Annotated in this window: 20 protein-coding genes; 7 read left to right on the top strand and 13 right to left on the bottom strand. The window is 26.1% G+C overall.

Annotated elements, in window-relative coordinates; translation table 11 throughout:
* Positions 1-201: 201 nt before the first annotated feature.
* The 6 genes from Q0K19_RS03475 to Q0K19_RS03450 all read right to left on the bottom strand — a co-directional run bounded on the left by Q0K19_RS03475 (position 202) and on the right by Q0K19_RS03450 (position 8104).
* On the bottom strand, positions 202-906 hold the full coding sequence (locus tag Q0K19_RS03475; RefSeq protein ID WP_297245337.1) for a phenylalanine--tRNA ligase beta subunit-related protein: 705 nt from the start codon (positions 904-906) through the stop codon (positions 202-204).
* A gap of 146 nt (positions 907-1052) precedes the next feature.
* Complete coding sequence (gene rpmE / locus Q0K19_RS03470; RefSeq protein ID WP_020004042.1) at positions 1053-1256, bottom strand: 50S ribosomal protein L31; 204 nt, start codon at positions 1254-1256, stop codon at positions 1053-1055.
* Between the two features lie 307 nt (positions 1257-1563).
* Positions 1564-3099, bottom strand: coding sequence for a methyl-accepting chemotaxis protein (locus Q0K19_RS03465; RefSeq protein WP_297245332.1), 1536 nt, complete (start codon positions 3097-3099; stop codon positions 1564-1566).
* A 397-nt stretch (positions 3100-3496) separates the two neighbouring features.
* Complete coding sequence (locus Q0K19_RS03460; RefSeq protein WP_297245330.1) at positions 3497-4897, bottom strand: hypothetical protein; 1401 nt, start codon at positions 4895-4897, stop codon at positions 3497-3499.
* Positions 4898-5263: 366 nt separating this feature from the next.
* Positions 5264-7114 (bottom strand): 6-hydroxymethylpterin diphosphokinase MptE-like protein, encoded by a 1851-nt coding sequence (locus Q0K19_RS03455; protein WP_297245329.1) that lies wholly within the window; start codon positions 7112-7114, stop codon positions 5264-5266.
* A gap of 105 nt (positions 7115-7219) precedes the next feature.
* Positions 7220-8104, bottom strand: a complete 885-nt coding sequence (locus Q0K19_RS03450; RefSeq protein WP_297245327.1) for a polyprenyl synthetase family protein — start codon at positions 8102-8104, stop codon at positions 7220-7222.
* A gap of 166 nt (positions 8105-8270) precedes the next feature.
* Here Q0K19_RS03450 and Q0K19_RS03445 point away from each other — a divergent pair, with 166 nt between their 5' ends.
* Positions 8271-9155, top strand: coding sequence for an Rpn family recombination-promoting nuclease/putative transposase (locus Q0K19_RS03445; RefSeq protein ID WP_297245325.1), 885 nt, complete (start codon positions 8271-8273; stop codon positions 9153-9155).
* A gap of 49 nt (positions 9156-9204) precedes the next feature.
* Positions 9205-10458 (top strand): phosphoribosylamine--glycine ligase, encoded by a 1254-nt coding sequence (gene purD, locus Q0K19_RS03440; protein ID WP_297245324.1) that lies wholly within the window; start codon positions 9205-9207, stop codon positions 10456-10458.
* 68 nt (positions 10459-10526) lie between these two features.
* Here the strand turns inward: purD and Q0K19_RS03435 are convergent, their stop codons facing one another.
* The 3 genes from Q0K19_RS03435 to Q0K19_RS03425 all read right to left on the bottom strand — a co-directional run bounded on the left by Q0K19_RS03435 (position 10527) and on the right by Q0K19_RS03425 (position 15059).
* Positions 10527-11468, bottom strand: coding sequence for a leucine-rich repeat domain-containing protein (locus Q0K19_RS03435; RefSeq protein WP_297245322.1), 942 nt, complete (start codon positions 11466-11468; stop codon positions 10527-10529).
* A 582-nt stretch (positions 11469-12050) separates the two neighbouring features.
* Entirely contained in the window at positions 12051-13382 is a 1332-nt protein-coding gene (locus Q0K19_RS03430) for a substrate-binding domain-containing protein (RefSeq protein WP_297245320.1), read from the bottom strand.
* Positions 13383-13877: 495 nt separating this feature from the next.
* Positions 13878-15059: a cation:dicarboxylase symporter family transporter gene (locus Q0K19_RS03425; protein ID WP_297245318.1), complete on the bottom strand. Its 1182-nt coding sequence runs from the start codon at positions 15057-15059 to the stop codon at positions 13878-13880.
* A 262-nt stretch (positions 15060-15321) separates the two neighbouring features.
* Here Q0K19_RS03425 and ispF point away from each other — a divergent pair, with 262 nt between their 5' ends.
* The 5 genes from ispF (at position 15322) to rsmG (ending at position 20233) form a co-directional block, all read left to right on the top strand.
* Positions 15322-15798, top strand: a complete 477-nt coding sequence (gene ispF / locus Q0K19_RS03420; protein WP_297245316.1) for a 2-C-methyl-D-erythritol 2,4-cyclodiphosphate synthase — start codon at positions 15322-15324, stop codon at positions 15796-15798.
* A 16-nt stretch (positions 15799-15814) separates the two neighbouring features.
* Positions 15815-16816: a squalene/phytoene synthase family protein gene (locus tag Q0K19_RS03415; RefSeq protein ID WP_297245314.1), complete on the top strand. Its 1002-nt coding sequence runs from the start codon at positions 15815-15817 to the stop codon at positions 16814-16816.
* 92 nt (positions 16817-16908) lie between these two features.
* Positions 16909-18846, top strand: coding sequence for a tetratricopeptide repeat protein (locus Q0K19_RS03410; RefSeq protein ID WP_297245312.1), 1938 nt, complete (start codon positions 16909-16911; stop codon positions 18844-18846).
* A gap of 44 nt (positions 18847-18890) precedes the next feature.
* Positions 18891-19610: a hypothetical protein gene (locus Q0K19_RS03405; protein ID WP_297245310.1), complete on the top strand. Its 720-nt coding sequence runs from the start codon at positions 18891-18893 to the stop codon at positions 19608-19610.
* Positions 19611-19612: 2 nt separating this feature from the next.
* The gene (gene rsmG, locus Q0K19_RS03400) at positions 19613-20233 is read left to right on the top strand and encodes a 16S rRNA (guanine(527)-N(7))-methyltransferase RsmG (RefSeq protein WP_297245308.1); all 621 of its coding nucleotides are present in this window, start codon (positions 19613-19615) and stop codon (positions 20231-20233) included.
* Positions 20234-20236: 3 nt separating this feature from the next.
* Here the strand turns inward: rsmG and Q0K19_RS03395 are convergent, their stop codons facing one another.
* From Q0K19_RS03395 to tgt, 4 genes are all read right to left on the bottom strand, one after another.
* On the bottom strand, positions 20237-21259 hold the full coding sequence (locus Q0K19_RS03395; protein ID WP_297245306.1) for a lysylphosphatidylglycerol synthase transmembrane domain-containing protein: 1023 nt from the start codon (positions 21257-21259) through the stop codon (positions 20237-20239).
* 28 nt (positions 21260-21287) lie between these two features.
* Entirely contained in the window at positions 21288-22805 is a 1518-nt protein-coding gene (locus Q0K19_RS03390; protein WP_297245304.1) for a DUF5312 family protein, read from the bottom strand.
* Between the two features lie 100 nt (positions 22806-22905).
* Positions 22906-23727 (bottom strand): tetratricopeptide repeat protein, encoded by an 822-nt coding sequence (locus tag Q0K19_RS03385; RefSeq protein WP_297245302.1) that lies wholly within the window; start codon positions 23725-23727, stop codon positions 22906-22908.
* A gap of 71 nt (positions 23728-23798) precedes the next feature.
* Positions 23799-24917 carry a tRNA guanosine(34) transglycosylase Tgt gene (gene tgt, locus Q0K19_RS03380; RefSeq protein WP_297245300.1) on the bottom strand — a complete coding sequence of 373 codons (1119 nt, stop codon included), beginning with the start codon at positions 24915-24917 and terminating at the stop codon, positions 23799-23801.
* Positions 24918-24926: the final 9 nt, after the last annotated feature.

The following is a 24926-nucleotide window of genomic DNA, read 5'->3' as shown; positions in this document are numbered from 1 at the left end:
AGAATAAGATAAAAAATATAGATTTGTTTTTAATTCAGATTTTTATTATATTATAAATTTAGTTTACCGTGCGTTAATTAAAATTATAAATCTAATTAACACTTGGGTGGGTGTGCTTTTTCAATGTACGCAATAAAGCCAATTTAAATTTATATTTTTAATTAAAACAATAAATTTAAAAGGGCGGGTATTAGAATAAAGTTAAAATTCTATATAATTATTTTTAGAATCTATAATGCCTGTTTTTATATCGCAGTTAAAAAATTTTGCTAATAATTCAGCAAGCTCATCTCTAGCCTTGATAGCTTTATCATCATTAATACCAATAAAAGCGTCTATAGGAAATATTATATTTGAAGAGTTTTCAGTGATTTTTCCATATTCGCTTTGTCTCCATATCCATCTTCTAGTTCTTATATCATGAGCAACAGCATAAACTAATTCATTATTATCAACTTTTTCTGTTTCAGTTTCACCAAATGGAAGGAATGTATCATCATTTACAGAATATCTAATATAAAAATTTTCATTATTCATAGAATCTAAATCATGAGCACCCATAGGAAGTTTATATTTAATAGAAACAGCATTAACTAAATCTACTATAGAATTTATTTCAGGCATTCCTTTCTTTTTTGATATTCTTGTGAGTAATGCTTCTATAGAACACATGAATTTATTAGGATTGATATTTAGTTTTTGAAAAGCATCTCTATAACATTTTATATATTCGCTTTCTTTTACTTTTATATTCTCAAATTCTTTTTCAGCATTTGAAATACTTTCTTTAAGCATTATTGATATATCATTTATTTTATTTTGATTGTTAATTCCTTTTGCAATTATTACAGCAACACACATATCATTTAGAGTTTCGAATACTCTATCTTCTATTATAAATTTCATGATGAATCCTAATATTTAATTATTATTTAGATTGAGATTATTTTTTATTTGATTAATAAAGATAATATGTTCTTAATAAAAAAATAATTAGTCTAAGTAAATAAATAACTTAAACTAATTATTTTTATACAATTTACTTTCATGCATTATTTTTTTAAGCCATAACGTTTTTTAAATTTATCAACTCTTCCAGCTGTATCAAGAATTTTTTGTTTTCCTGTAAAGAAAGGGTGGCAGTTATGACAAATATCTACGTGTAAACTTTTTTGTACAGAGTGAATTTTAAAGTTAGCACCGCAAGCACAGTTTACATCTGTTTCAAAATATTGAGGATGTATATCTTTTTTCATCTTTGCTTCTCCCATTAAAAGTAAAATATAAGTAAGTATATATTATATTATAAAATCTTTCTTTTTGCAATACTCTAAAATAATAATTTTTTATTATTGCTTTAAAACTTATATCATAACTAATATTTAATTTAGTATTGTAAAGCTAATTATAAAAATTGTGAGCCTCTAGCAAGTTTACTTGACAGAGCCTTTTGTCATAGGTACACAAGTGAGTCGCAGTCACCAAGTAGGTTATTATAGGCAACACCTACATATATACGAGCATAACAATAATAAAAATAATAAATTTAATTGAAAATATTTCCTACCTTTCACTAAATTTAAAGTAATTTATATCATTAACTATATCTTCAGTCATATTTTTTACCTCATTGCTCGAACTAGCACTTTCTTCAGCTATTGATGAATTTTCCTGAGTAATGCTATTTAAAGATATTATAGTTTGATTAATCTGCATTATACTATTTTGTTCATTAAGAGCAGTTGTGCTTATTTCAGTTAGTATATTAACTACTTCCTTAGCAGAAGATGAAATTTTCTGAAGAACATCTGTAGAATATGCTACTGACTCATTACCATGTTCTATTTTAGCAACGGTATCATTTACTATCTTTGTAATATTATTAGCAGCTTCATTAACTGTTTGTGCCAGAGAACGAACCTCGCTTGCTACCACAGCAAATCCTCTTCCTTGTTCTCCTGCCCTTGCAGCTTCTACTGATGCATTGAGAGCTAATATATTAGTTTGAAAAGCTATTGACTGAATGAGTTTTGTTATATCCGATATTTGTTTACTAGATTCTGATATTTCAGCCATATTATTAGATATAACATTAACAGCCTCTACTCCGGTTAATGTAGAATTAGCTACTTCTAAACTCATATTCTTAGCATGTTCCGTATTAACAGAAGTATTTCTTAGAGAGTTAGATAAACTTTCTGTTGAAGCTGATAATTCTTCCAATGATGCTGCTTGAGATGTTGTTCTATCTGATAAATTTTTGCTTCCATATTGTATAGTATCAATAGAAGAATTTATATTATTTATATTTTCTTTCAAATTATAAACAATTTTTCCTATATTGTCCTGCATGCTTTTTATGTTTTTATACAATTCTGCAGTCTGATCTTTTTTAGAAAACATTTTTTCATTGAAATTACTATTGAAATAACCATCATTCATTAGTTTTATATTTGCTATAGCCTGATCTAAAGAAGCTGTTATAGGATTAACTATTACAACAACTAAAATACTTTCCAACAAAATTATTATTATAAGAACAAATAATAATATAAACATAAGTGCTTTTATTTGATTTTGTACCTGAGATAAATTTCCGCTTAATACTATACACCAAGGAACAGTTTCCAATTTTTGTACCATATACCAATTATTTTTATATATGTTGGTATAGTTTTTACCATCAACTATATATTGCTGAATATTTGGGAAATTAATATCATTGAATATTTTATTATTTTCATTTAATATTTTATTTTCATCTGTATTATTAATAAACATACCATTTTTAGTAACTAAATTGACATTTTCTTCATAAATGGTATTCTGAACTATATCATCCATTTTAGCAAAGTCTATAGCGACTACACCTTTTAATTGATTATTATTTGTGTATACAGCTTTAGCAAAAGTTATACATATTTTTTTTGTAACAAAATCAACATAAGGATCCGTTATATAAATATTCTTGTTGTTGCCTACTGCCGATTTGTACCAGCCTCTTGAAGTTTGATCATAGTCTGGAGGGAAAGGTTCTAAAGAGTTTATAAAAATACCTCCTGTAGGATATGGTACAGTGTCTCCAAAATATATATTCATATAATCATCGCTAAGTTTTGATATATTTGTTATTGTTTCTCCAAAATATTCATAGGGTAAATCATCTATTTTAAGATAAGAATCTAAAATATCTATAACCTCATTTACATTATTTAATTTTGATTCTATTAAGTCATGTATGCTTACTGCTTTAAAAGTTTTAGTACTAAAAAAAGAATTAATATAAATATTCCTATAAACAAATAATATAAATACATAATAGTTAAAAATACAGCAAATGGTAAAATAAATTTTATCATTAAAGATATTTTTTTATTTTTTTACATATCAGTGCTCCAATTATATATTATATATATAATATAATATAAAAAAGTGAGAAAATATAAATAATTATAATTTTCTCACTTTTTAGTATTTTTTATAATATTTATATTTTTTAATTGTTCACAACAGTATCATAATAGTTAACTATATACCAATAGTCTCCCATTCTTCTTAAAACGAAAGTTCTTTTTACAACAGGATCATAAATATCGCCTGTATCTGCATTAAAGTATCTATGATAAAGAGTAGCTTCTACTTCAGCTTTTTGCAAACCATATTCCTGAGTAACTGTAGTTTTATCTATTGTATAATTTAAAAGTGTGTAAGTTACAGCAGGATCATACTCTTTTCTAATCATATCAAGTACAGAAGTATAATGTTCTCTAAGTTTAGCATCTTTAGTAGCAATTATATCTCTTTGAAGTTCTGCTATAAATGCATTTCTTACCTGTCTGTCATAAGCAGAAGTTAAATATTTTTTAAACTCTTCAAATAGAAGTTTTCTGTCCTCAGGCAAAGAAGTTCTATAGAGAATATCAAATCTTATAGCAAGCTCTCTTATATTGCTTGATTTATAAGCCATTTCCAAATTATTTAAGAAATTATTTCCAAAATTAGTTCTTAACATGTCGGCACTTATATTATCTGAGAATTGAGTTCTTAAATAGTTTTCAAAACTTAATTCTCTTGCTTTTTGACGAATTCCAGTATCTGTAAAATCCTCCAAATATGCATTACTGTAATTGTTTCTATAAGTTTCATAGTATCTTTGGCTTATGCTTATTATAGAAGGCATATGCATATAAGTGTAATAATTAGTCCAATCTCTATTTTTCATAGCAGTTAAAGTGTTGGATATAATGCTTGATGGAGCATAATCATATAAAACACCTTGATGCTGAGAAAGATTGTTATTGTTAGTTACATAAACAGGTGCAGTATTTGTTTGTGTCTGATATACTCTTGCAGCTTCCAATAAGAAATAAGCAGTATCAGCATGCATAGAGAAATTATCACTTATTTCAGGCATAGGGTTGAAACTGCATTCTATTCTATATCTGCCTATTTTGTCGAAATGGAACCAATTATTTAAATCTATATAATATGAGAAAGTTTCTCCCTCATTAAGAGTTACTATTCTATCTTGAGAATTATCTAAGTTTCTTTCACTTTTATATTTCCAAATAGTATAATTATCTGATGATACTACAGGATTATTGTAATTATCATAAACCGTAAAGCTATAATTATTAAATGGATTAACTGAATTTGTAAAGCTTATAGTTCCCTTCTTAGCATGTATTTTTATTTCCATAGTTATAGGTTCATTTAATCTATATCTATTCAAATCAAAATTCATACTTATTGTGTAGCTTGAAGGAGAAACTACATTATCATTAGGATAAATTCTTTTTATCTTATCCAAAGTAATTGTATCCAAAAAGTTGTCATTTTGAGCGAATATATTAGAAAAGCTCATTATAAATAAAAGTAATAATATTCTATATTTCATATCTAATTACCTTAAAAAAATACTATTATTATTCTTTATCGGCAAAAAAGAAAATAACATGAGAAAAATTATATATGATTATTATATCATAATATAAATTAAAAATATATATAGTGATGTCTGTTAATCAAAATAGTAAGATTTGAAAATTTATTTACATTCCCGCCCATTATTTTTTATTAATTTATTTTGAAATAGAAATTTAAATTTGTTTTTTGTTACTGTAGAAATTATAGCCCCGCCCTAGATTTTTTTTAATTTATAGCATTATATACCGCACGATGAGCAAATTTTAAAAATATTGTTTTATTTTGAATTATAATTTTTATTATAATTCAAATTTAGCTAACCGTGCGTATAAAAAAGTTATAATTCTTTGTTTATCTTTATCAAAGCACGTTCTATTATATAATGATTAAAATCAATGCTGTCCTTCATAGCTTCATATAATTTGAAAGAACTTATTATAGATTTATGCATAGTTTCATCTTTAAAATCAAAACCTTCTGTTATAGTCTTGATAGTCTTTTGCATAGTTATTCCTAAGAATTCATTTACTTTGCTTATAGTGAGTATTTTAGCATCGGATTCATCTAGTTTGGAAATAAGTTTATCTACTTTTCTATGCCTTGATAGATCATCATTTATCGTATAGCATAAATTAATTGCCTCTTCAACATAAGGCTTTAATGATACTATTTCTTTATCTATTTTTATTAATCCATTTTTTAAATTCTCTAGTATTTTTGTTTTGTCTGATGTATTTCTGTCATTTTTGTCTATTTGTATGTTTATGTCATCAAATTTATCTATGAGTTCCTGAAGTGTAATATTCTCCATTGCTTTTATTATTACACCGCCTTCAGTGGCATTGTAGAATTTTATTTTACTATTATTAGCACATTGAGCTTCATACCAATTTCTGTACATATCGAATCTTGAATCAGTAAATACACTATCTCCATAAATATTTTTCTCTTCTCTTAAATTTCCGGAAACAAGCACTTTATATATTCTACTGTCATAGGAGTCTAACTTTCCTATTTCAGTAAAGAAATTCTCTTCATGATAGCTTCCTTTTATATGAGTTTGATGATTAGGAAAAGACAGATCCAAACCAACCATTATTATAGGATTAGCACCTATTTTTACAGCAAAATCATAAGCAGCAGTGGAAACGCTTCCTCCCATAGTGATATCGCCTCTATCCCCTAAAGGCTTCATAAAATATTTTGCAAGCGGGAATATTGAGTCTATAAAAAATATTGAGCCATTGAATGATTCTACAGCCTCATGATCAACAGAAGATTCGGATATTAATACAGTATCTTCAAAATGAATATTCCTAAAATATTTAGAGTTTTTCTTTTGAGGGTCTATAGTTATAACGAAATGAGGAGATATGCCATGCGATGATAATGGCTTCATTGCAGTATCAACCGCTATTATTATTGCTTTGTTTTTCATCTCTTTTAATTTTGTAATATTTTTCTCAAGCGAAGGTCCTGCTGATACTATAACTGCGGGAATATCTTTGTATTTATTAAAAAATCTATTGACTCCGTAATGAGTGGCAATTTCAACTGCATTAGAAGCTATATTATAAGCCCAAAGTTTATCAAATCTTGAAATAGTGTTTATATTTATGATTTTTTTATCTACTACTGAAAGTACTTTACTTTGATAATGCAAGGCTTCTTCAGCAAATAATATGGCATAAGACCTTGTAATGAAAAATTTTACCTTTTTTGTTGTTGTCAATGATATAAACTTCTCTATATCCTCATCATCATTTCCGCCTATAAAAAAGGTGATTTTATCATCTTCAAGTATTTTATCTAATTTAAAATTATCTATTAAAGTATTAAAAAAATTTATATCAGGTTCAATCACAGCAACAGAAACATTTAATTTTCTAACAGCATTAATTAAATATCCTCCCCCCATTCCAAATACAAATACTAAATCTAAATCTTCATCATTTTCAATTTCTTTTATCAAAGTGTTAGCCTCTTTTACTGGATCATAAGCACTATGAAGAAGTATTTGTTTGCCGTTTTTTGCTGCTTTGGCAGAAGGTTTTTGTGATTTTGTTTCTATTACCTGTAAAGTTATATCTGATTCTTTAGCATTATTAAGCATATTAATAAAGTCATAAGGATATGCTCTGATATTTTTATTTATTGCTTCTAAATTGATTTTTCTAATTTCATTCATAATATATTATAAATTTCTTCTTATTTATTTATATTTATTTTTTATTTTGTTATCGGCGAGTTATAAAAAGAGTTTAACCATTTGTAATAATGTTTATTTATATAGTTATGATTTTCTTTCTATTATGTAATTTGCTAATTCTATTAATATATTTTTAGCTTCACTATCTTTATAAGGCTTTAAATATTCAATAGATTTTTCAATTACTTTTTTGGCTTCTTCTTTTGCACCTTCTAGTCCGAACTGTTTTACATAAGTGAGTTTTCCTTCTTTTTCATCTTTACCAACAGTTTTTCCTAAAGTTTCATTGTCTGAAATAACATCGAGTATATCGTCCTGAATTTGAAAAGCTAGTCCTATAGCTTCTCCGTATTTTGTTATATTTTCTATATCATTATCATTTTCTGAGGCAATAGCTCCTAGTCTTATAGCACCTCTTATCATAGCACCTGTTTTTTTAGCATGAAGTATTTTAAGCATATCAAAATTGATTTCTTTTTCTTCATAATATAAATCTATAAACTGCCCCATAACCATTCCATTTATTCCGGCAGCATAACTCAATTCAAATAAAAGTTTTCTTAAAGTGCTGTCTTTAACATCTGTTTTTGAAAGTAATTGAAATGCATGAGTTAAAAGTCCGTCGCCTACAAGTATTGCATTAGCTTCGCCGTATTTTATATGTGTAGTAGGTTTTCCTCTTCTTAAATCATCATTGTCCATAGCAGGCAAATCATCATGAACTAAAGAATATGTATGTATAAGCTCTAATGCTACTGCAGGTATTATTGCTTTTTTATAGTTGCCGTTAAAAAGTTCGCATGCTAAACATGTAAGTATAGGTCTTAATCTCTTTCCGCCCGCATCCAATGGATATTTAAGCATTTCTATGAAGCTATTTTCTAATTCTATGCTGCTTTTATCAAATACATTGTCAATAGTTTTATTTATTTCTTCTAGTCTTATATTCATATATTCTTTAAGATTCATAATTCAATCCTGTTTTTGATGATTTTATTTATTATTAGGTATTATATAGATAGTATATAATAAGAAGTGAAAATGTAAAGAATAAAAATAATATAGTTTTATATAACTTATAGTTTATTAAGTTTAGAAATATTTACTTTTATTAGCTTTTTGTTATAATTTTCGCATGAGAAATATTAACAGAATGAATGATTACTTTGTACGCTATCTTTTGGGTTCTCTTGGTAATGAAGATATACTTGAAAATATAGTTAATTGCGTACTTAGAGATTCAGGATTTCAAGAAGTACATAATTTAGAAATAATTAATCTGCATAATTTACCAGAAAACATTAATTTAAAAGAGTCAGTTCTTGATGTTAAAGCAATTACTAAAGACAATAAAAAAATCATTATAGAAATACAATTATCAGGCAATATAGATTTTGTTAAAAGAATATTCTATTATATATCAAAAAATATTGTTAGTGAATTAAATGAAAATGAATCTTATGATATTATTAGTCAGGTAATAAGTATTAATTTTGTGAATTTTAATATGGACTTTTATGATGAAGGTAAAGCTCATAGATGTTTTAAATTAATAGACACTGAAAATCATAAGGTATCATTAGATATGATGCAAATGCATATAATAGAAGTACCAAGATTTATAAAGATTCTTAATAATTCAAATATAAATGATATCAAGAAAAGTAAGATATTATCTTGGATAGAGTTTTTTACGGTAAAGGATTTAGATAAAGTTAAAGATAAATTAAAGGAGGCAAACAGCATAATGTCAAAAGTAATAGATAAATATGAGAGATTTATATCAAGTGAAGAAGAAATGGAAGTTTATAATGCTAGAGATGCATTTTTATATGGGCAAACTATAATGCTAAAAAAAGAGAGAGAGGAAGGTATAAAAGAAGGTATAAAAGAAGGTATAGAACAAGGGAAAAAAAATAAAGCTTTAAGTATAGCTAAAAGTCTTAAAAAATCTGGTTTAGATATTAAATTTATTAGTGATAATACAGGTTTAAGTATAGAGGAAATAGAAAAATTATAATAAAAATTATAGATATTAATTTTATATAAATTAAAAAAGGAAAAAAAACATGAAAATATTAGTTATAGGTTCTGGTGCCAGAGAGCATGCTATTTGTAATAATTTACTTAAGAATAAAAAAGTTTCAAAAGTTTATTGTGCTCCGGGAAATGCAGGCACAGCAAGAGAAAAAAATTGTGAAAATGTTAAAATTTCTACTATAGATGAGATTTTAAATTTTGCTAAAAAAGAAAGTATTGATTTAACTATTGTAGGAAGCGAAGAGATGCTTGTATATGGAATAGTAGATAAGTTTGAGGAGAATGGACTTAAAATATTCGGACCAAATAAACAGGCCGCTATACTTGAAGGTTCTAAGGCTTATGCTAAAGATTTTATGAAGAAGTATGGAGTTAAAACTGCTGAATATGAATTATTTAATGATTATAATAAAGCTAGTGAATATTTAAATAAATGCAGTTATCCTATAGTTATAAAGGCTAGCGGTCTTGCTTTAGGTAAAGGTGTTTTAATATGTCAAGATAAAGAAGAAGCTAAAAATGCATTAGAAGATATAATGGTTAAAAAGATTTTTAAAGATGCTGGAAATGAAGTTGTAATTGAGGAGTTTTTAGAAGGAGTTGAAGCTTCTATACTTTCTGTAACTGACAGCAATATTATAATACCTTTTATATCAGCTAAGGATCATAAAAAAGTTGGTGATAATGATACTGGAAATAATACAGGCGGAATGGGTGTTATTTCTCCAAATCCTTATTATACAAAAGAGGCAGAAGAATTATTCATTAAAGATATATTAGAGCCTACACTAAAAGGAATAAAAGCCGAAAAAATGTCTTTTGCTGGTATTATATTCTTTGGGCTTATGATAACTAAAAAAGGCGTATATTTACTTGAGTATAATGTTAGAATGGGGGACCCTGAAACTCAGGCAGTGCTTCAGCTTTTAGAAACTGATTATTTATCTATAATAGAATCAGCTATGAAAAGAGAGTTATCAACTTTAAATATCAAATGGAAAAATAAACATGCATGCTGTGTTGTAATGGCTTCAGGAGGATATCCTGCTTCTTATAATAAAGGATATAAAATAGAAGGCATAGATAAAATAAACGGACAATGTTTTATAGCTGGTGCTAAATTAGATGGAAATAATAATATAATTACTGATGGCGGAAGGGTTCTTAATGTTGTTAATATTGCCGACAGTTTAGAAGAAGCTAGAAAACTTACTTATGCCGACATTGAAAAAATAGATTTCAAAGATAAATACTATAGAAAAGATATAGGATTAATAAAATAAATATATTTTATAGCTATTAATTTGGGTTATATTAAGGAATGTAATTTAACTTAATATAACCCTTTATATTATTCTCTTATAATATTTACAGTAGCATCTATACCTAAAGTATTTCTCCATTCATCATCTGATGCACTACTGCTTGCGGGTATATATACTGTTTTTAAAGGGCATCCAGCAAATACACTTACGCCTACAGTTATTGATGCAGGATTATCATTTAAGAATCTAATGCTTTCAAAATTTTTGCTATAATAAAAAGCAAATTTTCCTATTTCTTTTATAGATGCTGGTATAGTTATAGTATTAAGAGATCCGCAGCTTTCGAACATACTATTAGGTATTGTCTCCAAATTATTTGGTAATTTTACACTTACTAAATTCTCACAGTCTCCAAAGGCACTTTTACCTATAGAAGTTACAGAATCAGGAATTTCAATACTTGCAAAGCCGCATTCCTTTAATGCTAATTCACCTATTGTTTTTAATGAGTTAGGGAGTTTCAGTACTTTTAAATTTTCGCATCCTATAAGTCCTCTGTTGCCTATTGTTATCAAATTACTTGGAAGTGTTATTTCTGTTAATTCAGGACAATAAATGCTATATTCTCCTATTTCTGTTATAGTGTTAGGAAATGTTATTTTTACTATTGACTTATTTATAGCATTTGCCCCAAACAAATTATCTGGTATTTTATTGTTTGGGAAAATTACATTATCAAGAGATATTTCTATTTTTATATTTTTTAAAGAAATTTTTTCAAGCATTTGAGTTATTGAAGTCCAAATATCATATTTTTTTGTTGATGTGCCTGTAAAAATTAATTTGTATTGCCCATTATGATCTGCAGCATATCTTTTTAATGCTTCTTCCATATTTTGAGGATTAGCTTCATCTATTTCAAGAGTATATTCCAATTTTGGTGTATCTGAAATTTTTTCTACTAATGTTATAGAATTTCTGCAAGATGATAATATTATTAAAAGTGTTGTGAGAATTATCTTTTTCATACTAAATATTATAACAATTATTTATTATAAATGTTAATAAATAATTATTTAATTTATAATTAAATTTTATTTTTTCTAAATCAATTAATCTATATGTATTGAAAATTTAATAAACTTTCATTTATGTAAATAAAATTAAAATACTTATATTCTTAAAGTTAGATTTTTAGTTTTATTTTAAATCCCACCCTTTATACTTTTTAATTTTTTCTGATATTTTTATATTATATTTATTTTTTATTTTAATCTGTAATTATAGCACCCACCCAAAATTTTAATAAGATTTATAATATCTTAACCGCACGCAGAGCAGTACTATAAATATAAATGAATTAATAATAACATTTAAACTATATAATAAATTTTGTTCACCGTGCGTTAAAGAAATAAAAAATTTAATTTAAACTTGGGCGGGTTCTATATTTTCTGATTTCGTTTATAGAAAATGATTAGTTAAAATGCATATAAATTTATTAAGGAAAGAGGGCGGGGTATATAATAAAAATTGTGAGCCTCTTGCAAGTTTACTTTACAGAGATTTATAGCTAACAATTTTTATTAGCTATAATAAATAATAAAAATTTATTTAATAGGAGTATATCCAGACTTTTCAACTAAATACTGACCTTGTTCTGAAAGTATAAAATCTATTAATTTCTGCACATTAGGATTTTCTTTAATAGCTCTTTTAGTTGTTGCCGCATAAAATGTGCTTGATAAACTATAAGAACCATTTTGTATATTTTCTTTATTTGGTTTTATATTATCTATAGAAAGAGTTTTTATTTCATTGTTGTTTATCATTTCATGAACATTAAATAAAAATGAATATCCTATAGCATTTTTTCTATTACGGTATTCTTTTACATTTTCTGTAAATCCAGAATTAATATCAAATCCTATTTTTGTATCGGGCTTTATTATATTATTTTCAGCATTCATTGAAGCCATAAAGTTTGTAAATGTAATTTGCCATTTTCCAATATTATCCATTTGATGAGCTTTTATTTTCATGTTGTCTCCTCCAACTTCTTTCCAATTATTGATTTTTCCTATGTATATATCTTTTATATTCTCTTTTGAAAGATTATCTACTTTGTTTTTGGAATTTACAAAAAATACAAATGCCTCTTTTCCTATAGGTATTAATATGAAATCTATATTATTAGTTTTAGCCATTTCTATATCTTTATTAGAAGGGGCATTTCCAAATACTATATCAACTTTACCATTTATAAGATTTTTATAAGCATTGTCATATAAAAAGCTTTCATAAGTGTTGTAATAAATTGTTGAGCATAAAACATAAGCTGTATCATGGCTGCTGTTTGTTGCTCTGTCATAATTAGTTTCTATTCTTCCATTATCATTAATTATTATATACTCCTCAAATGGAACTTGCTTTAAAAACATATTAGTATATTTATTATTTGTAACTGTGATTTTATAAACTGCATCTGCAAATGCTGAATAAATCGGAAAAAATTCAATTTCACCATCAAGTCTTGGAAAATTATTTGTTATTATTAAACTTGATTCATTTGTGAGTTTTACTACTTTTGAATTAGTGTTTCTTATATCAGCAAAAGGATAATATGAATCAGCTATTACATAATTATTAACTTCTTTAAAATTTGCATCTCTATTATTATAAATAAACATAATATTACTAAATATAATTATTAATGAAAATACAAATGTTAATGAGAATATTATAATAAATATTTTATAATTATTTTTTATGAATAACATTATAGAATTAATTATCAAAACTATAGAAGCTAAAATCATAAGATAAAATGTAATGATAGAAGAGTCTGAAATTATCATCATTATTAAAGAAATCAAAATAAATAAAATAGAAATAGGTATTAAAATAATTGCAAATGAGTTTATTAATGTTTTCGTATTCATAAGTTTTCTCTAATAATATTTTTAAAAATAATATAATAAAATAAATTATACGTCAATAGGGTATTAATAAAAAATAATTTTCTTTTTTGTTTTATTTTAAATCCCGCCCTCTAGGCTTTTTAAATTTATATGGTATTTTTGTATTATATTTCTTTTTTATTTTCATTTGTAATTATAGCACCCGCCCAAAATTTTATTAAGTTTATAATCTCCCAACCGCACGCAGAGCAGTACTATAAATATAAATGAATTAATAATAACATGTAAACTATATAATAAATTTTGTTCACCGTGCGTTAAAGAAATAAAAAAATTTAATTTAAATTTGGGTGGGTTCCATATTTTCTGATTTAATTTATAAGAAAGTATTAATTAAAAATGCATATGAATTTCTTAATGAAAGAGGGTGGGCATGTGTAATTAAAGCTACAATAAAAAAGGATAGACCTTTTAAAGACTATCCTTTTTTTATATTCTCATTTTAATTTAATAAAATCAAGCGGCATCTTTTTTTATTCTAGTTTGATAGAACCAATCAACAAATACAGCTATAGCATTATCACCGGATACATTAGCAGCAGTACCAAATGAGTCTTGAGTCAAATATAATGCTATCATCAAACCTTGTAATTCCTCTCCAGTTATTCCAATCATATAGAAGAAAGGTAAAGCACTCATAACAGCACCTCCAGGAGCACCAGGAGCAGCAACCATAGCTATTCCCAACATAAGTATGAAAGGAAGTATTGAGCTGTAAGTAGGATTTTGTCCTAAAATTAATATAACAGCAGTAGAACAGCAAGTTAATGTAATCATAGAACCTGCTAAGTGTATAGTAGCACAAAGAGGTATTACAAATTTTCTAATCTGTTCAGATACTCCATTTTTTTCAGCAGCTATTAAACTAACAGGTATAGTTGCAGCACTACTTTGAGTACCTACAGCAGTGAAGTATGGAGGAATCTGATTTTTTATAAGCATTAAAGGAGATTTCTTTGCTATAACTCCAGATATTATAAATAAAGCAGTAATATAAAGTATATGAAGAGTAATAACAACAGCAAATACTTTACCAAATATTATAAGTATATGCTGTATACTTCCAGCATAAGCTAAATTCGCAAATGTACCTAAAATATGTAGAGGAAGTATTGGAATTATTATATTTTTTAAAATTGCTTGTATAACTTCTTCAGAGTCTCTTACTATAGAAAATAATTCTTCACCTTGTTTTTTAGGTCTTAGCATTGTTATACCAATACCTAATATAAAAGCAAATACTACAGCAGATGTAACATCAAATAATGGTTTAAGAGGTATAGTAAAATAGCTGTCTAAACCAGATTCAATTTTTACACTGCTTAAAGCGGCAGCACCTAAAAGAGTAGGGAAAAGATTAGAAGCTACTAAAAATGCTATACTTCCAGCTAATAAAGTAGATCCGTAAGATATAGCAACTGTAATTCCTATTAATTTAGTTGCACCTTCTGTCAGATTTGCAATACCATAACCAATAAAAGCCACTATCATAAGCGGTATAATAAAATTTAAGAATAAACTGAATATGCTGCTTATAGTTACAAAAATTCTTACCACAGGAGCAGGAAGAAACATACCAACTAATATACCCAAAATTATACCAATAATAATTCTAGGTAATAGACCTATTTTTTTCATTTTCTTTCTCCATATATTTTATATTTTTCTATGTATAGAATTATATAAATTTTTTATGTTCATTCAACTAATATATGTAAATTTTAGTTCTTTTTATTTTAGATACAAATAGGGTTTATAGTTTATTATACAAATCATACTTAATTATTTGTTTGAAATTTATATAATTAATGAATATGCATTGAATTACACTATATAAAATAATTTGACAAATTAATCTATTTTAGTATAATTTAAAGAGTATAATTGAGGATATTAGTAAATGAGAATAGGATACGGATACGATTCACATATATTTGCAGAGAATCGTAAATTGATATTGGCAGGAATAGAAATTCCTTATGAATTGGGGTTAAAAGGTCATTCAGATGCAGATGCTGTTATTCATGCCTTGATAGATTCTGTATTAGGAGCATTGGCACTTGGAGATATAGGAAGTCATTTTCCTGATAATGATGAGCAATATAAAGATATTTCTTCTATAGTATTGTTGGAAAAAACAGTTTCAATTATGAAAGAAAAAAATTATGAAATATCTAATACTGATATTACAATTATATTAGAAAGACCGAAATTAAGAAAATATATAGACACTATGAGAGAAAATCTATCCAAAATTCTTAAAACTGATATAGAAAATGTTTCGATAAAAGCTAAGACTAATGAAAAAATGGATTCTATAGGCAGAGGAGAAGGCATAGCAGTTCATTGTGTATCTTTACTTAAAAAAACAAAATAAAACTTAGGGACAATATATGGCAACAAAAATTAATACGAAATATTTACTAGACTTAGTTTCAAGAAGCTTTGCTTTAACTATACCATTACTCGATAAAAATAAAAAAAATAAAGTTGAAGTTCAGTATTTGCTTGCTAGAATAATAGACACAATAGAAGATTCTACTCATACTGCTGAAGATAAAGAAACATTAATAACTGCTTTTATAAATATATTAAAAACAGAAAATATTGATAATTTAGAAAATTTTAAGAATGTAGTTATATCGCATTCTGTAAATGAAAATGATAAAGTGTTAATAGAAAATATAGATATTGTGTTAAAATCTTTTTTCACTTTTAAGCAGGAAATAAAAAATATCTCTATTTCATATTTAAGGGAAATGGGTTATGGTATGGTTTATTATCAGGATCATACTATATCAACATTTGAAGATTTAGATGATTATTGCTATTATGTTGCTGGTACTGTAGGGCTTTATCTTACTGAGCTTGCAAAGATATTGGATAATATAGAATTAGATAGAGAAAAAGCTAAGAGTTTTGGAAGATTTTTGCAGAAAGTTAATATTATTAAAGATGCCAAATTAGATTATGAAGAGAAAAGAGTTTTTTGGCCTATAAGTTTATTTGAAAATGAGAATCCTGCACCGTATTTTGAAGATGGTGCTTATATGGATAAATCTATGGAAATATTAGTAAAGATGGTAGAATCAGCTATGTCTGAGTTTAGAAATTCTATAGAATATATTATGTCAATAGATAAAAAAGCATCTGGTTATAGACATTTTTGTTTGGTTGCTGTTCTTATGGGATATGAAAGTATAAAACTTATGAAGAGTAATTATAATATATTTATGGGTGAGACTGTTAAAATTCCTAGGAAAAATACTTTAGAGATAGTGGCAAAAGTAAAAGCTGATTACTATACTAATAAAAGATTAGAAGATTTATTAGAAAAAGTATTTACAATAGAATCAGTACAAAGCGAATCCGAAAGTTCTGCAAATAATGAATAAATAAAGTATTATATTTAAAATATAAAGTCTTGTGTTTTGTATCGATATATATTAAAATTATGTAAACTTTAAATTACGGAGCAGTATTTAGTATGTTTATCAGAAAAATTTGTATTGTATTGGCAATTTTTATATTTAGTGCATTTAATTTATTTTCGCAGTCAAATAAAGAAGATGAAAATGTCTTTAAAGATTCTCAATATATAAAAAGCGAAGAAGAGGCAAAAGCTGCATATAGTTTAGCTTTATATTATAAAGAGCGTGCTTTGGCAAGTAAAACTTTAACAGAACAAACTGTAAAAGATTTGGAAAGTGCCAAAGTGATACTTCAGGAAATTGTTAAATATGTACAAAATAAAGAGATATATATAACATTAGCTGAAACTCATGAAGCTTTGGGAGAATATTATGAAAGTTCTAAAATCTATGATAGTTTAGTTTTTGACTCCCCTGAAGATATCGATATATTGTTTAAAGCTGCTGAAAGAAATATATTCATAATGAATAATGTAGATAAGGCTAGATATTATTTAGAATATGCTTATGAAATAGATAATTCTAATAATGATGTTTTAATATTATTAGGTTATACTTATTATCAAAAAAGAGAACTTGAGAAAGCTGTATATTATTTTTCTAAAGTAGATGAAACTAAAAAGCCAAGTAATAATAACAATTATTTAAGTTATTATAATTTTTATTATGGTATGAGCGAATTCTATTTAAGCAGATTCTCCAGTGCTATAAGCAGATTCAATAAACTTCAAAATGTTCAATTATCTCCGGCTGATAAATATACTGCTTCTTATGGAATAGTAAAGAGTTATCAGGCTTTAGAAAAATATAATGAAGCCTATTCTAATAGTATGGATATAGAAGACGGATTGTTTTTAAGTGCATATTTAAGTTTTATGTCTGATAAATATGATGATGCTTTATTTGAAGAAATAGACCCAGCAAATCCTAATACTCCTAAGATATTATCTATCATTTCGGAAGCAGAAAGTTCAGGATATAGTAATGCTCTTAATATCATTGAAACTGATTTAGATAGAAGGGAAATAGATTTAGATATTATACAGGCATATTATAAAATGATTTATTCAATAGGAAATAAAGAAAATAAAATGAATTCTGAAATGGATATAATATCATTTTATTTAATGATAAAAAATATAGATGCTTTGCCTAAGCATATAGATAATTTAGTTAGCTATGATAATAGCGGAAAATTTAATAATTTATATTTACAGGCTGCTTTAGAGTTTAAAAATCAAAATAATTTTCAGTCATCAAAAGAGATGTTAAATAAATATTTATCTTTGGATAATAAAAATATAAAAGAAAATGAATTAGTATCTTTAGTATTAACAGCAAGCGATATAGGAGAAAGCGAACTTGCAATAAAGGCTATTGAAAAATATGAAAAAGAAAAATATTCTTACAGCTATTTAAAAGCTTATGCAGCGTTAATGAATAATGATGAAGTTAATGCTAATAAATATTTAAATGAAGATTTTGAATATTTTAGCAATAATAAATCAAATACTAATGATTATAGAATAAATATTCCTTATGTAACATCATTAGCATTAGATAATACAAATTCAGCATTGCTATATGCTAATTATAAATATTCTCAGGATACAAGTTCAGCAGAAAATATGAATAGTCTATCTTGGGCATTGGTTTCATTAGGCAGTGATTTGGATAAAGCTATCAAACTTTCTCAAAGTGCCGTTCAGTTAGAGCCTAATTCTCCTCATTATATAGACACTTTAGGTTTTGCTTATTATAAGAAAGGTGATTATGATAATGCTTTGAAAAACTTATTAAAAGCTGCTTTATATGTAGATGATGATTCTAAAGCTGAAATATATGCTCATATAGCTGATACTTATTATGCTAAGAATGATTATAAAAATGCTCTTAAATACTATAGAAAATCAATATCTTCATATAAAAAAGAATTCGATTATGATGAAAATAGAATAAAAGACAGAATAGAAAGTTTAACAGAGAAACAATAAATAGGTTTTATATTTTATATCTATTTTTAAGAGGTTTATAAATAATGACGAAAAAGAATACTATAATATTTATTATATTTTTATTAATTTCTAGTTTAGTATTTGGTCAAAATGAAAAGGAAGTGATGAAAGAGGCTTTTACTAGGTTCTCAAAATCTCCTTTTACAAGTATATATTCATCAGGCGGAGCTTTTTACAGCGGTGATGATTTAGATCAAATGCCTATGCTTGTTAATTATTATAAAAACAGCAATAATAAATATATGAATGTTGTTGACGGACTTTTAGGCAGTCTTATATTTGATGCTAAGGTTAATAATAATAGTCTTACATTAGATTTGCCTGAAGCAGAGGCTCCTTTAAAAAGAAATTTCGATGAATTTGCATTGGAAGCTCCTATTATGCGTTTCCCTAAAGTTTATGCTGATATACTTGATTATAAATTTATAGACTTATCTAAAAAAATAATAAGCAGTAATATCACATTAGGAAAGAATTGGCATACATTAGAAATAGGTTATAATGATAGGGTAGATACTATAGTTTTCTCAGCATCTACTTATAGAGTAAGAAGTTTTTCTACTGCTTTTATGGATAATGTTGTCAATGTAGAATTAGGTTCTTATACAACTGTTAATAATATACCTTATCCTAAAGAGTTTATAATGAAAAGTAAAGTTGATAAAAGAGAACTTCGTTATAATGTTACAAATGTATCAGCTGGAGATAAAGCTAAACAAGATGCTAAAAAATTAGGCTGGTAATTATGGATTTTGATTCAGTATTAGACAATATCAAAAGTAGTATAAAAATTAATGAAAATCAAAAACAAAAGCTTATAGCCTATGCTTCTTTGGTAATAGATTATAATAAAAATGTTAATATTACAGGGGCAAAAACTATAGAAGATTTCTTTAATGATCATATTGCTGATTGTCTTCTTGCTTTGGATATATTTGCTGATTATGATAATATAATAGATATAGGTTCAGGTTCAGGACTTCCTTCTATACCGCTTGCCATTGTGTTTAATGATAAGAAATTTACATTATGCGAATCTAAAAATAAAAAGGCTGAGTTTTTAAGATTAGCTAAAGATAAATTAGAATTAAATAACATAGAAGTGAAATGTATAAATGCCTATGAGATAAAAGAAAAGTATGACACTATCACATCAAGAGCTTTTTCAGACATAGCAACACTTTTAAAAATATTTAATAAACTAAAAACAAAAAAATCAAAATTAGTTTTGTATAAAGGCAAGAAAGAAAAAATAGAAGAGGAATTAAAAGAAGCCAATATACAAAAAAATAAATATAATATAGAAATAAAGAAACTAGAATCAAAAGACAAAGAACGTCATATAGTTATAATATCTAGTTTATGATATTTATGCATTACTTTGTTCTTTGTTTTCTGTTTGATTATAGCCTTTAGTAGCTGTCTTTAAATCTACTCCTAATATAAATAAGAATATGAATCCTATTATTACTATAGGTAGAATTCCCATCATATGGTATACAAGAGCATAAGGAAATGCTATAGTTTTTTCTATACCTATAAGAGAAAGTCCGAATACAATAGCCCATTCAAAAGGTCCTATTCCTGATGGGGCAGAAGGTACAGCAAAGCCAAATCCTCCTACAGCAAACATGAATAATGCTATTATAGGACTAGCTTTAATATTAAATGCTGCCATCAAAAAACTTATTGTAAGTATTTGTCCTACAAGATATAAAGCAGTATAGAAGAATATTAAAAATATATGCTTAGGATCATTTTTAAATCCTATTCCATCTATAAAATTGCATGAAAACTCAATTAATTTATCTCCTATATTTTTAGGAAGTATTCCAAAAATTTTATGAAAAACTTTATGGGCAAATTCTCTTTGCCATACCAAAAATATCAATACCAAAAAACCAACTATTGATAAAACAAATAAAGCAATAGCAGCATAAGTAACTTTTTCAGGTAAATTAGGTATAAATACTACAGATATAGTTAATATAATTCCTCCTGTTATAACATCGAAAAGTCTTTCTGTAACAACTGAGGCAATCAATGCAGATTTGCTTACATTTTCTTTCATTCCTAATATATAAGCTCTTGCTACCTCTCCAAGTTTAGCAGGAAGTATATTGTTTCCCATATATCCTATGTATGTAGCCATTACTACTGTTCTTTTTTTTATAGGCTTTTTTAAAGGAATAAAACATTCCCATCTCAATCCTCTAAACACAATAATAACTATACTCAATATAAGTGAAATTATAAAATATGGAATATTTATATTTTTTACTATCTCTATAGATTCTTTTATATCTATTCCTCTGAAAGCAAAATATAAACAAATTATGCTTATAGCTATCCCTATTATTACCTGTATAATAGTTTTATAATTTTTATTCATTATTTAAATTTTCCAATTTTTAATATATTTATCTTACGAAGTTTTTCATAAGAGCAATAAAGTTATCAAAATCATCAAGCATATCTTTTGCTATATCAAGATTAAATTTAGGCAAATACTGCACTTTATTAGCATTCGTAATTTCTACTTTTGTATTATTTCTGCAGTCTTCGACAATATTTTTTACTATAGTAGTTAAATCTATTACAGAATTATAAACACTTAAAACTATTTTATTTCCTTCAGTATCAATTTTATTTACCATAGTTTCTATTAAATCTTTATTTGCATTTGCTTTATTTTTTGATACTAACCAAGTTTTAAGACGCTTAAAGTTTTCAGATTCAGGACTTAACATAGTATCAAACTTTTGTATCATCTCTCTTGAATCATTTAAAATATAGAAAGCATCTAATCCTAGAGAATTTCTATCTTTGCTTACAAATTCAGCCCCCAAAAACATATCATTAAGCGGGTCTTTGTAATTCATATCAAACATTTCTATAATAAATGTTTTTATATACTGAAGAGGTTCTACGCATGAAAATATAGGACAATCAAATTTTTCAAGCTGTTCATTTTTCTCTTCATTAACATTAGACATTTTCAATATTTCTATACCGTTAAATATCTTATTTCTCATTCCGGCAATTTTACTGCTTTTAATTTCAGCAACGATACTGTCCATATCCTTTTTCAAATTATTTGTGAAATCAGTTATGTAATTTACAAATATATTGACATTAGAAGGGTTTATACTGCATTTGTAAGTAAAATCTTTAAATAAATAAACTATAATATCATGCATTACATCAGGAGTTTGAAGATATTTAACTCTTGCTAAGAATGATTTAATATTTTTTTCAGGTATAGCAGGCATTCCTAAATATTGCTGAAAAACCTTTAAAGCGGATAATAATTCTTTTCTTATTACTATAGAGTTTACAGCATAATCCAATTTCACTAAGTCATCAACCACCTGCATATTTGAACTAGGTTTAAACTGAGGATTAGAATTGTAAGCGCCATCTACAAATGAAGGACAAAAAGCTCTTAAGAATAGAAAGAAATAAAAATTAGATAATTGAGCAAAATCTTTAAGTAAATTGAAAGTTAAATTTATCTCTTTTCCGCTTTCTCCGCTTATAAATTTTTTGAATTTTACAAAATTATTTTTTACTTCGTTAAATACAGCATTAGGGTTTTTACCGCTTTGTATTTGAGACATCATATAATCTCTATTCAAAGTAGCATATAATTCTTTCATTTCATCGCTGAAAGATACTTCTATTAAATAATATGAAAATTGTTTTCCGTCTTTTACTATAAATTCTTCTTTTAATGGATTAAGTAAAGGTCCTACTACTTTATACATTTCAAATATAAATTTTGCACATGTAACTGTTAATGATTTAGTTTTTAAATCCACAAAATTATATTTTTGTTTGGATATTCTATCAGAATACTCCTCCATACGCATTTTTTCTACTAGTTCAGGAGTTCTTATGTTAAATAAATTGTATTTTATATAATCGAAAAAATTCACAGTTGCAATACCCCATTCATTTTACTATATTTTAGTTACTTATAATATACTAATTTGACTAATATTGAAAGTTTTTTATTTATTTTTTTATATAAAAATATTATTCTTTAATAGCCTCCAAAGCCTTTCTAGCTTCTTCATAATTCTCATTAATTTTTAAAGCTTGTTCAAAATTTTCAATTGCTAATTTTTTATTTCCTGTTGAAGCATATATAGAACCTATAGTATAGTATATTACCTTATCATTATTATTTACTTCCAATGCTTTTTCTAAATATCTTATAGCCATTTTATTACTATTTTTTTTATTGTAGCATGAAGATATATTGCATAATACATAAGGATTTTTGCTTTCATAATTAGCATTTACTTCATGAAAAAGAGAAAGAGCCTTGTCATAATCTTCATTATGATGATATATACAGCCCAATAGATTGATTATATCATTTGTAGGCTTTGCATTATAAGCTAAATTTGCATATTCAAAAGATATATCATATTCCTTCCAAGCATAAGACTGAAAAGCTATATATGAACATCTTTTATAATCTTTAGAGTTTATTTTCATGTTTTTTGATAACTCCAATGCTTTTTCTAAATATTCTCTTCTATTATCTTTATCCATTGAAGATAAATATTCATATATAAATACATTTTCTTTACCATTTTCTAAGAGCTTTTTAAAATAATTAATAGCTGTACTACGTTTATTTCTTTTCATATTTATAAATCCCATCATATATAATGATTCGGGATGATTATGCATTTTAAGTAAAATAGCAGTATAATAGTTTTCTGCATCTGGAATTCTATTTTCTTTAATTGCTATTCTAGCCAATATAGCTAAAGCATGAGGATCATTGGGTTTTTTAGATAAAATATCATTATATTTAGCTAATTGCTTATCGTATTTACCTGCCATAAATAAACTCGCTTAATTATTTTATGTTATATAATACAACTTTTTGTAAAATATGTAAACTAATAAATTTTTTAATAAAATTTATTCATCATATCCTTTCTATAATCGGAAAATACATCATTTTCAATAGAATTTCTTAAATCTTTCATAAATCTTTGCATAAATCTTACATTATGTATAGTCATAAGTATAGAAAATAGTATTTCATGCGTTTTATCCAAATGATTAAGATATGCTTTAGAAAAATTCTTACAAGTATAACAATCACATCCTTCTTCAAGCACTTCATCATCCATTCTATATTTGGAATTTCTTATCCTCACAACACCATTCATAGTAAACGCCTCTCCATTTCTAGCATTTCTAGTAGGCATAACACAGTCAAACATATCTATACCTTCCATAACACCATTAAGTATATCTCTAGGCTCGCTGACACCCATTAAATAACGTGGTTTTTGCTTATTAGTGTATAGCATAACTTTAGAAAGTACTTCATGCATTTGTTCAGGAGTTTCGCCTACAGAAAGTCCTCCTATAGAATAGAAAGGAAAATCCATATTCACTAGAGTTTCAGCACTTTCTTTTCTTAAATCATCGAACATTCCGCCCTGTATGATTCCTCCTAAATACTGATATTCGCTATTTGGAGTGCTGTCATGATATTCTTTACATTCTTTAGCCCATTTATGTGTTCTAAACATTGCTTCTTTAACATATTCATAAGATGCATCATGTTTAGAACATTCATCAAGACACATTATAAAGTCAGCACCTATAATATGTTCAGCTTCCATTACGCTTCTAGGGGTAAAAAAGTATTTAGAACCATCTATATGAGAACTGAATTCCACTCCATCATCATTGATTTTTCTTAATTTTGCCAAAGAAAATACCTGAAATCCGCCGGAATCTGTAAGCATAGCTCCTTTCCAGCCCATAAACTTTTTAACTCCTCCAAATTTTTTTAATACTTCAAGTCCAGGTTTTAATACCAAATGATATGTATTTGCTAGTATTATTTTACTTTCAGTTTCTTCTATCATAAGTGGGGTTAAAGCCTTTACTGTTGCTTTTGTACCCACAGGCATAAAAACAGGCGTATCTATTTCTATTCCATTAATATTTATTTTTCCAAGTCTTGCTGAAGTTTGACTACTGTTTTTTAATACATTAAATGTAAATGACATATTATACCT

This window comes from uncultured Brachyspira sp. (assembly GCF_944393015.1).
In the GTDB taxonomy this organism is placed as follows: domain Bacteria; phylum Spirochaetota; class Brachyspiria; order Brachyspirales; family Brachyspiraceae; genus Brachyspira.
This window is presented reverse-complemented; position numbering and strand designations above follow the sequence as displayed.

Coding starts and splice junctions, on each gene's coding strand:
- Q0K19_RS03475 (WP_297245337.1), bottom strand. CDS start 906: ATGAAATTTATAATAGAAGATAGAGTATTCGAAACTCTAAATGATATG.
- rpmE (WP_020004042.1), bottom strand. CDS start 1,256: ATGAAAAAAGATATACATCCTCAATATTTTGAAACAGATGTAAACTGT.
- Q0K19_RS03465 (WP_297245332.1), bottom strand. CDS start 3,099: ATGAATATATATTTTGGAGACACTGTACCATATCCTACAGGAGGTATT.
- Q0K19_RS03460 (WP_297245330.1), bottom strand. CDS start 4,897: ATGAAATATAGAATATTATTACTTTTATTTATAATGAGCTTTTCTAAT.
- Q0K19_RS03455 (WP_297245329.1), bottom strand. CDS start 7,114: ATGAATGAAATTAGAAAAATCAATTTAGAAGCAATAAATAAAAATATC.
- Q0K19_RS03450 (WP_297245327.1), bottom strand. CDS start 8,104: ATGAATCTTAAAGAATATATGAATATAAGACTAGAAGAAATAAATAAA.
- Q0K19_RS03445 (WP_297245325.1), top strand. CDS start 8,271: ATGAGAAATATTAACAGAATGAATGATTACTTTGTACGCTATCTTTTG.
- purD (WP_297245324.1), top strand. CDS start 9,205: ATGAAAATATTAGTTATAGGTTCTGGTGCCAGAGAGCATGCTATTTGT.
- Q0K19_RS03435 (WP_297245322.1), bottom strand. CDS start 11,468: ATGAAAAAGATAATTCTCACAACACTTTTAATAATATTATCATCTTGC.
- Q0K19_RS03430 (WP_297245320.1), bottom strand. CDS start 13,382: ATGAATACGAAAACATTAATAAACTCATTTGCAATTATTTTAATACCT.
- Q0K19_RS03425 (WP_297245318.1), bottom strand. CDS start 15,059: ATGAAAAAAATAGGTCTATTACCTAGAATTATTATTGGTATAATTTTG.
- ispF (WP_297245316.1), top strand. CDS start 15,322: ATGAGAATAGGATACGGATACGATTCACATATATTTGCAGAGAATCGT.
- Q0K19_RS03415 (WP_297245314.1), top strand. CDS start 15,815: ATGGCAACAAAAATTAATACGAAATATTTACTAGACTTAGTTTCAAGA.
- Q0K19_RS03410 (WP_297245312.1), top strand. CDS start 16,909: ATGTTTATCAGAAAAATTTGTATTGTATTGGCAATTTTTATATTTAGT.
- Q0K19_RS03405 (WP_297245310.1), top strand. CDS start 18,891: ATGACGAAAAAGAATACTATAATATTTATTATATTTTTATTAATTTCT.
- rsmG (WP_297245308.1), top strand. CDS start 19,613: ATGGATTTTGATTCAGTATTAGACAATATCAAAAGTAGTATAAAAATT.
- Q0K19_RS03395 (WP_297245306.1), bottom strand. CDS start 21,259: ATGAATAAAAATTATAAAACTATTATACAGGTAATAATAGGGATAGCT.
- Q0K19_RS03385 (WP_297245302.1), bottom strand. CDS start 23,727: ATGGCAGGTAAATACGATAAGCAATTAGCTAAATATAATGATATTTTA.
- tgt (WP_297245300.1), bottom strand. CDS start 24,917: ATGTCATTTACATTTAATGTATTAAAAAACAGTAGTCAAACTTCAGCA.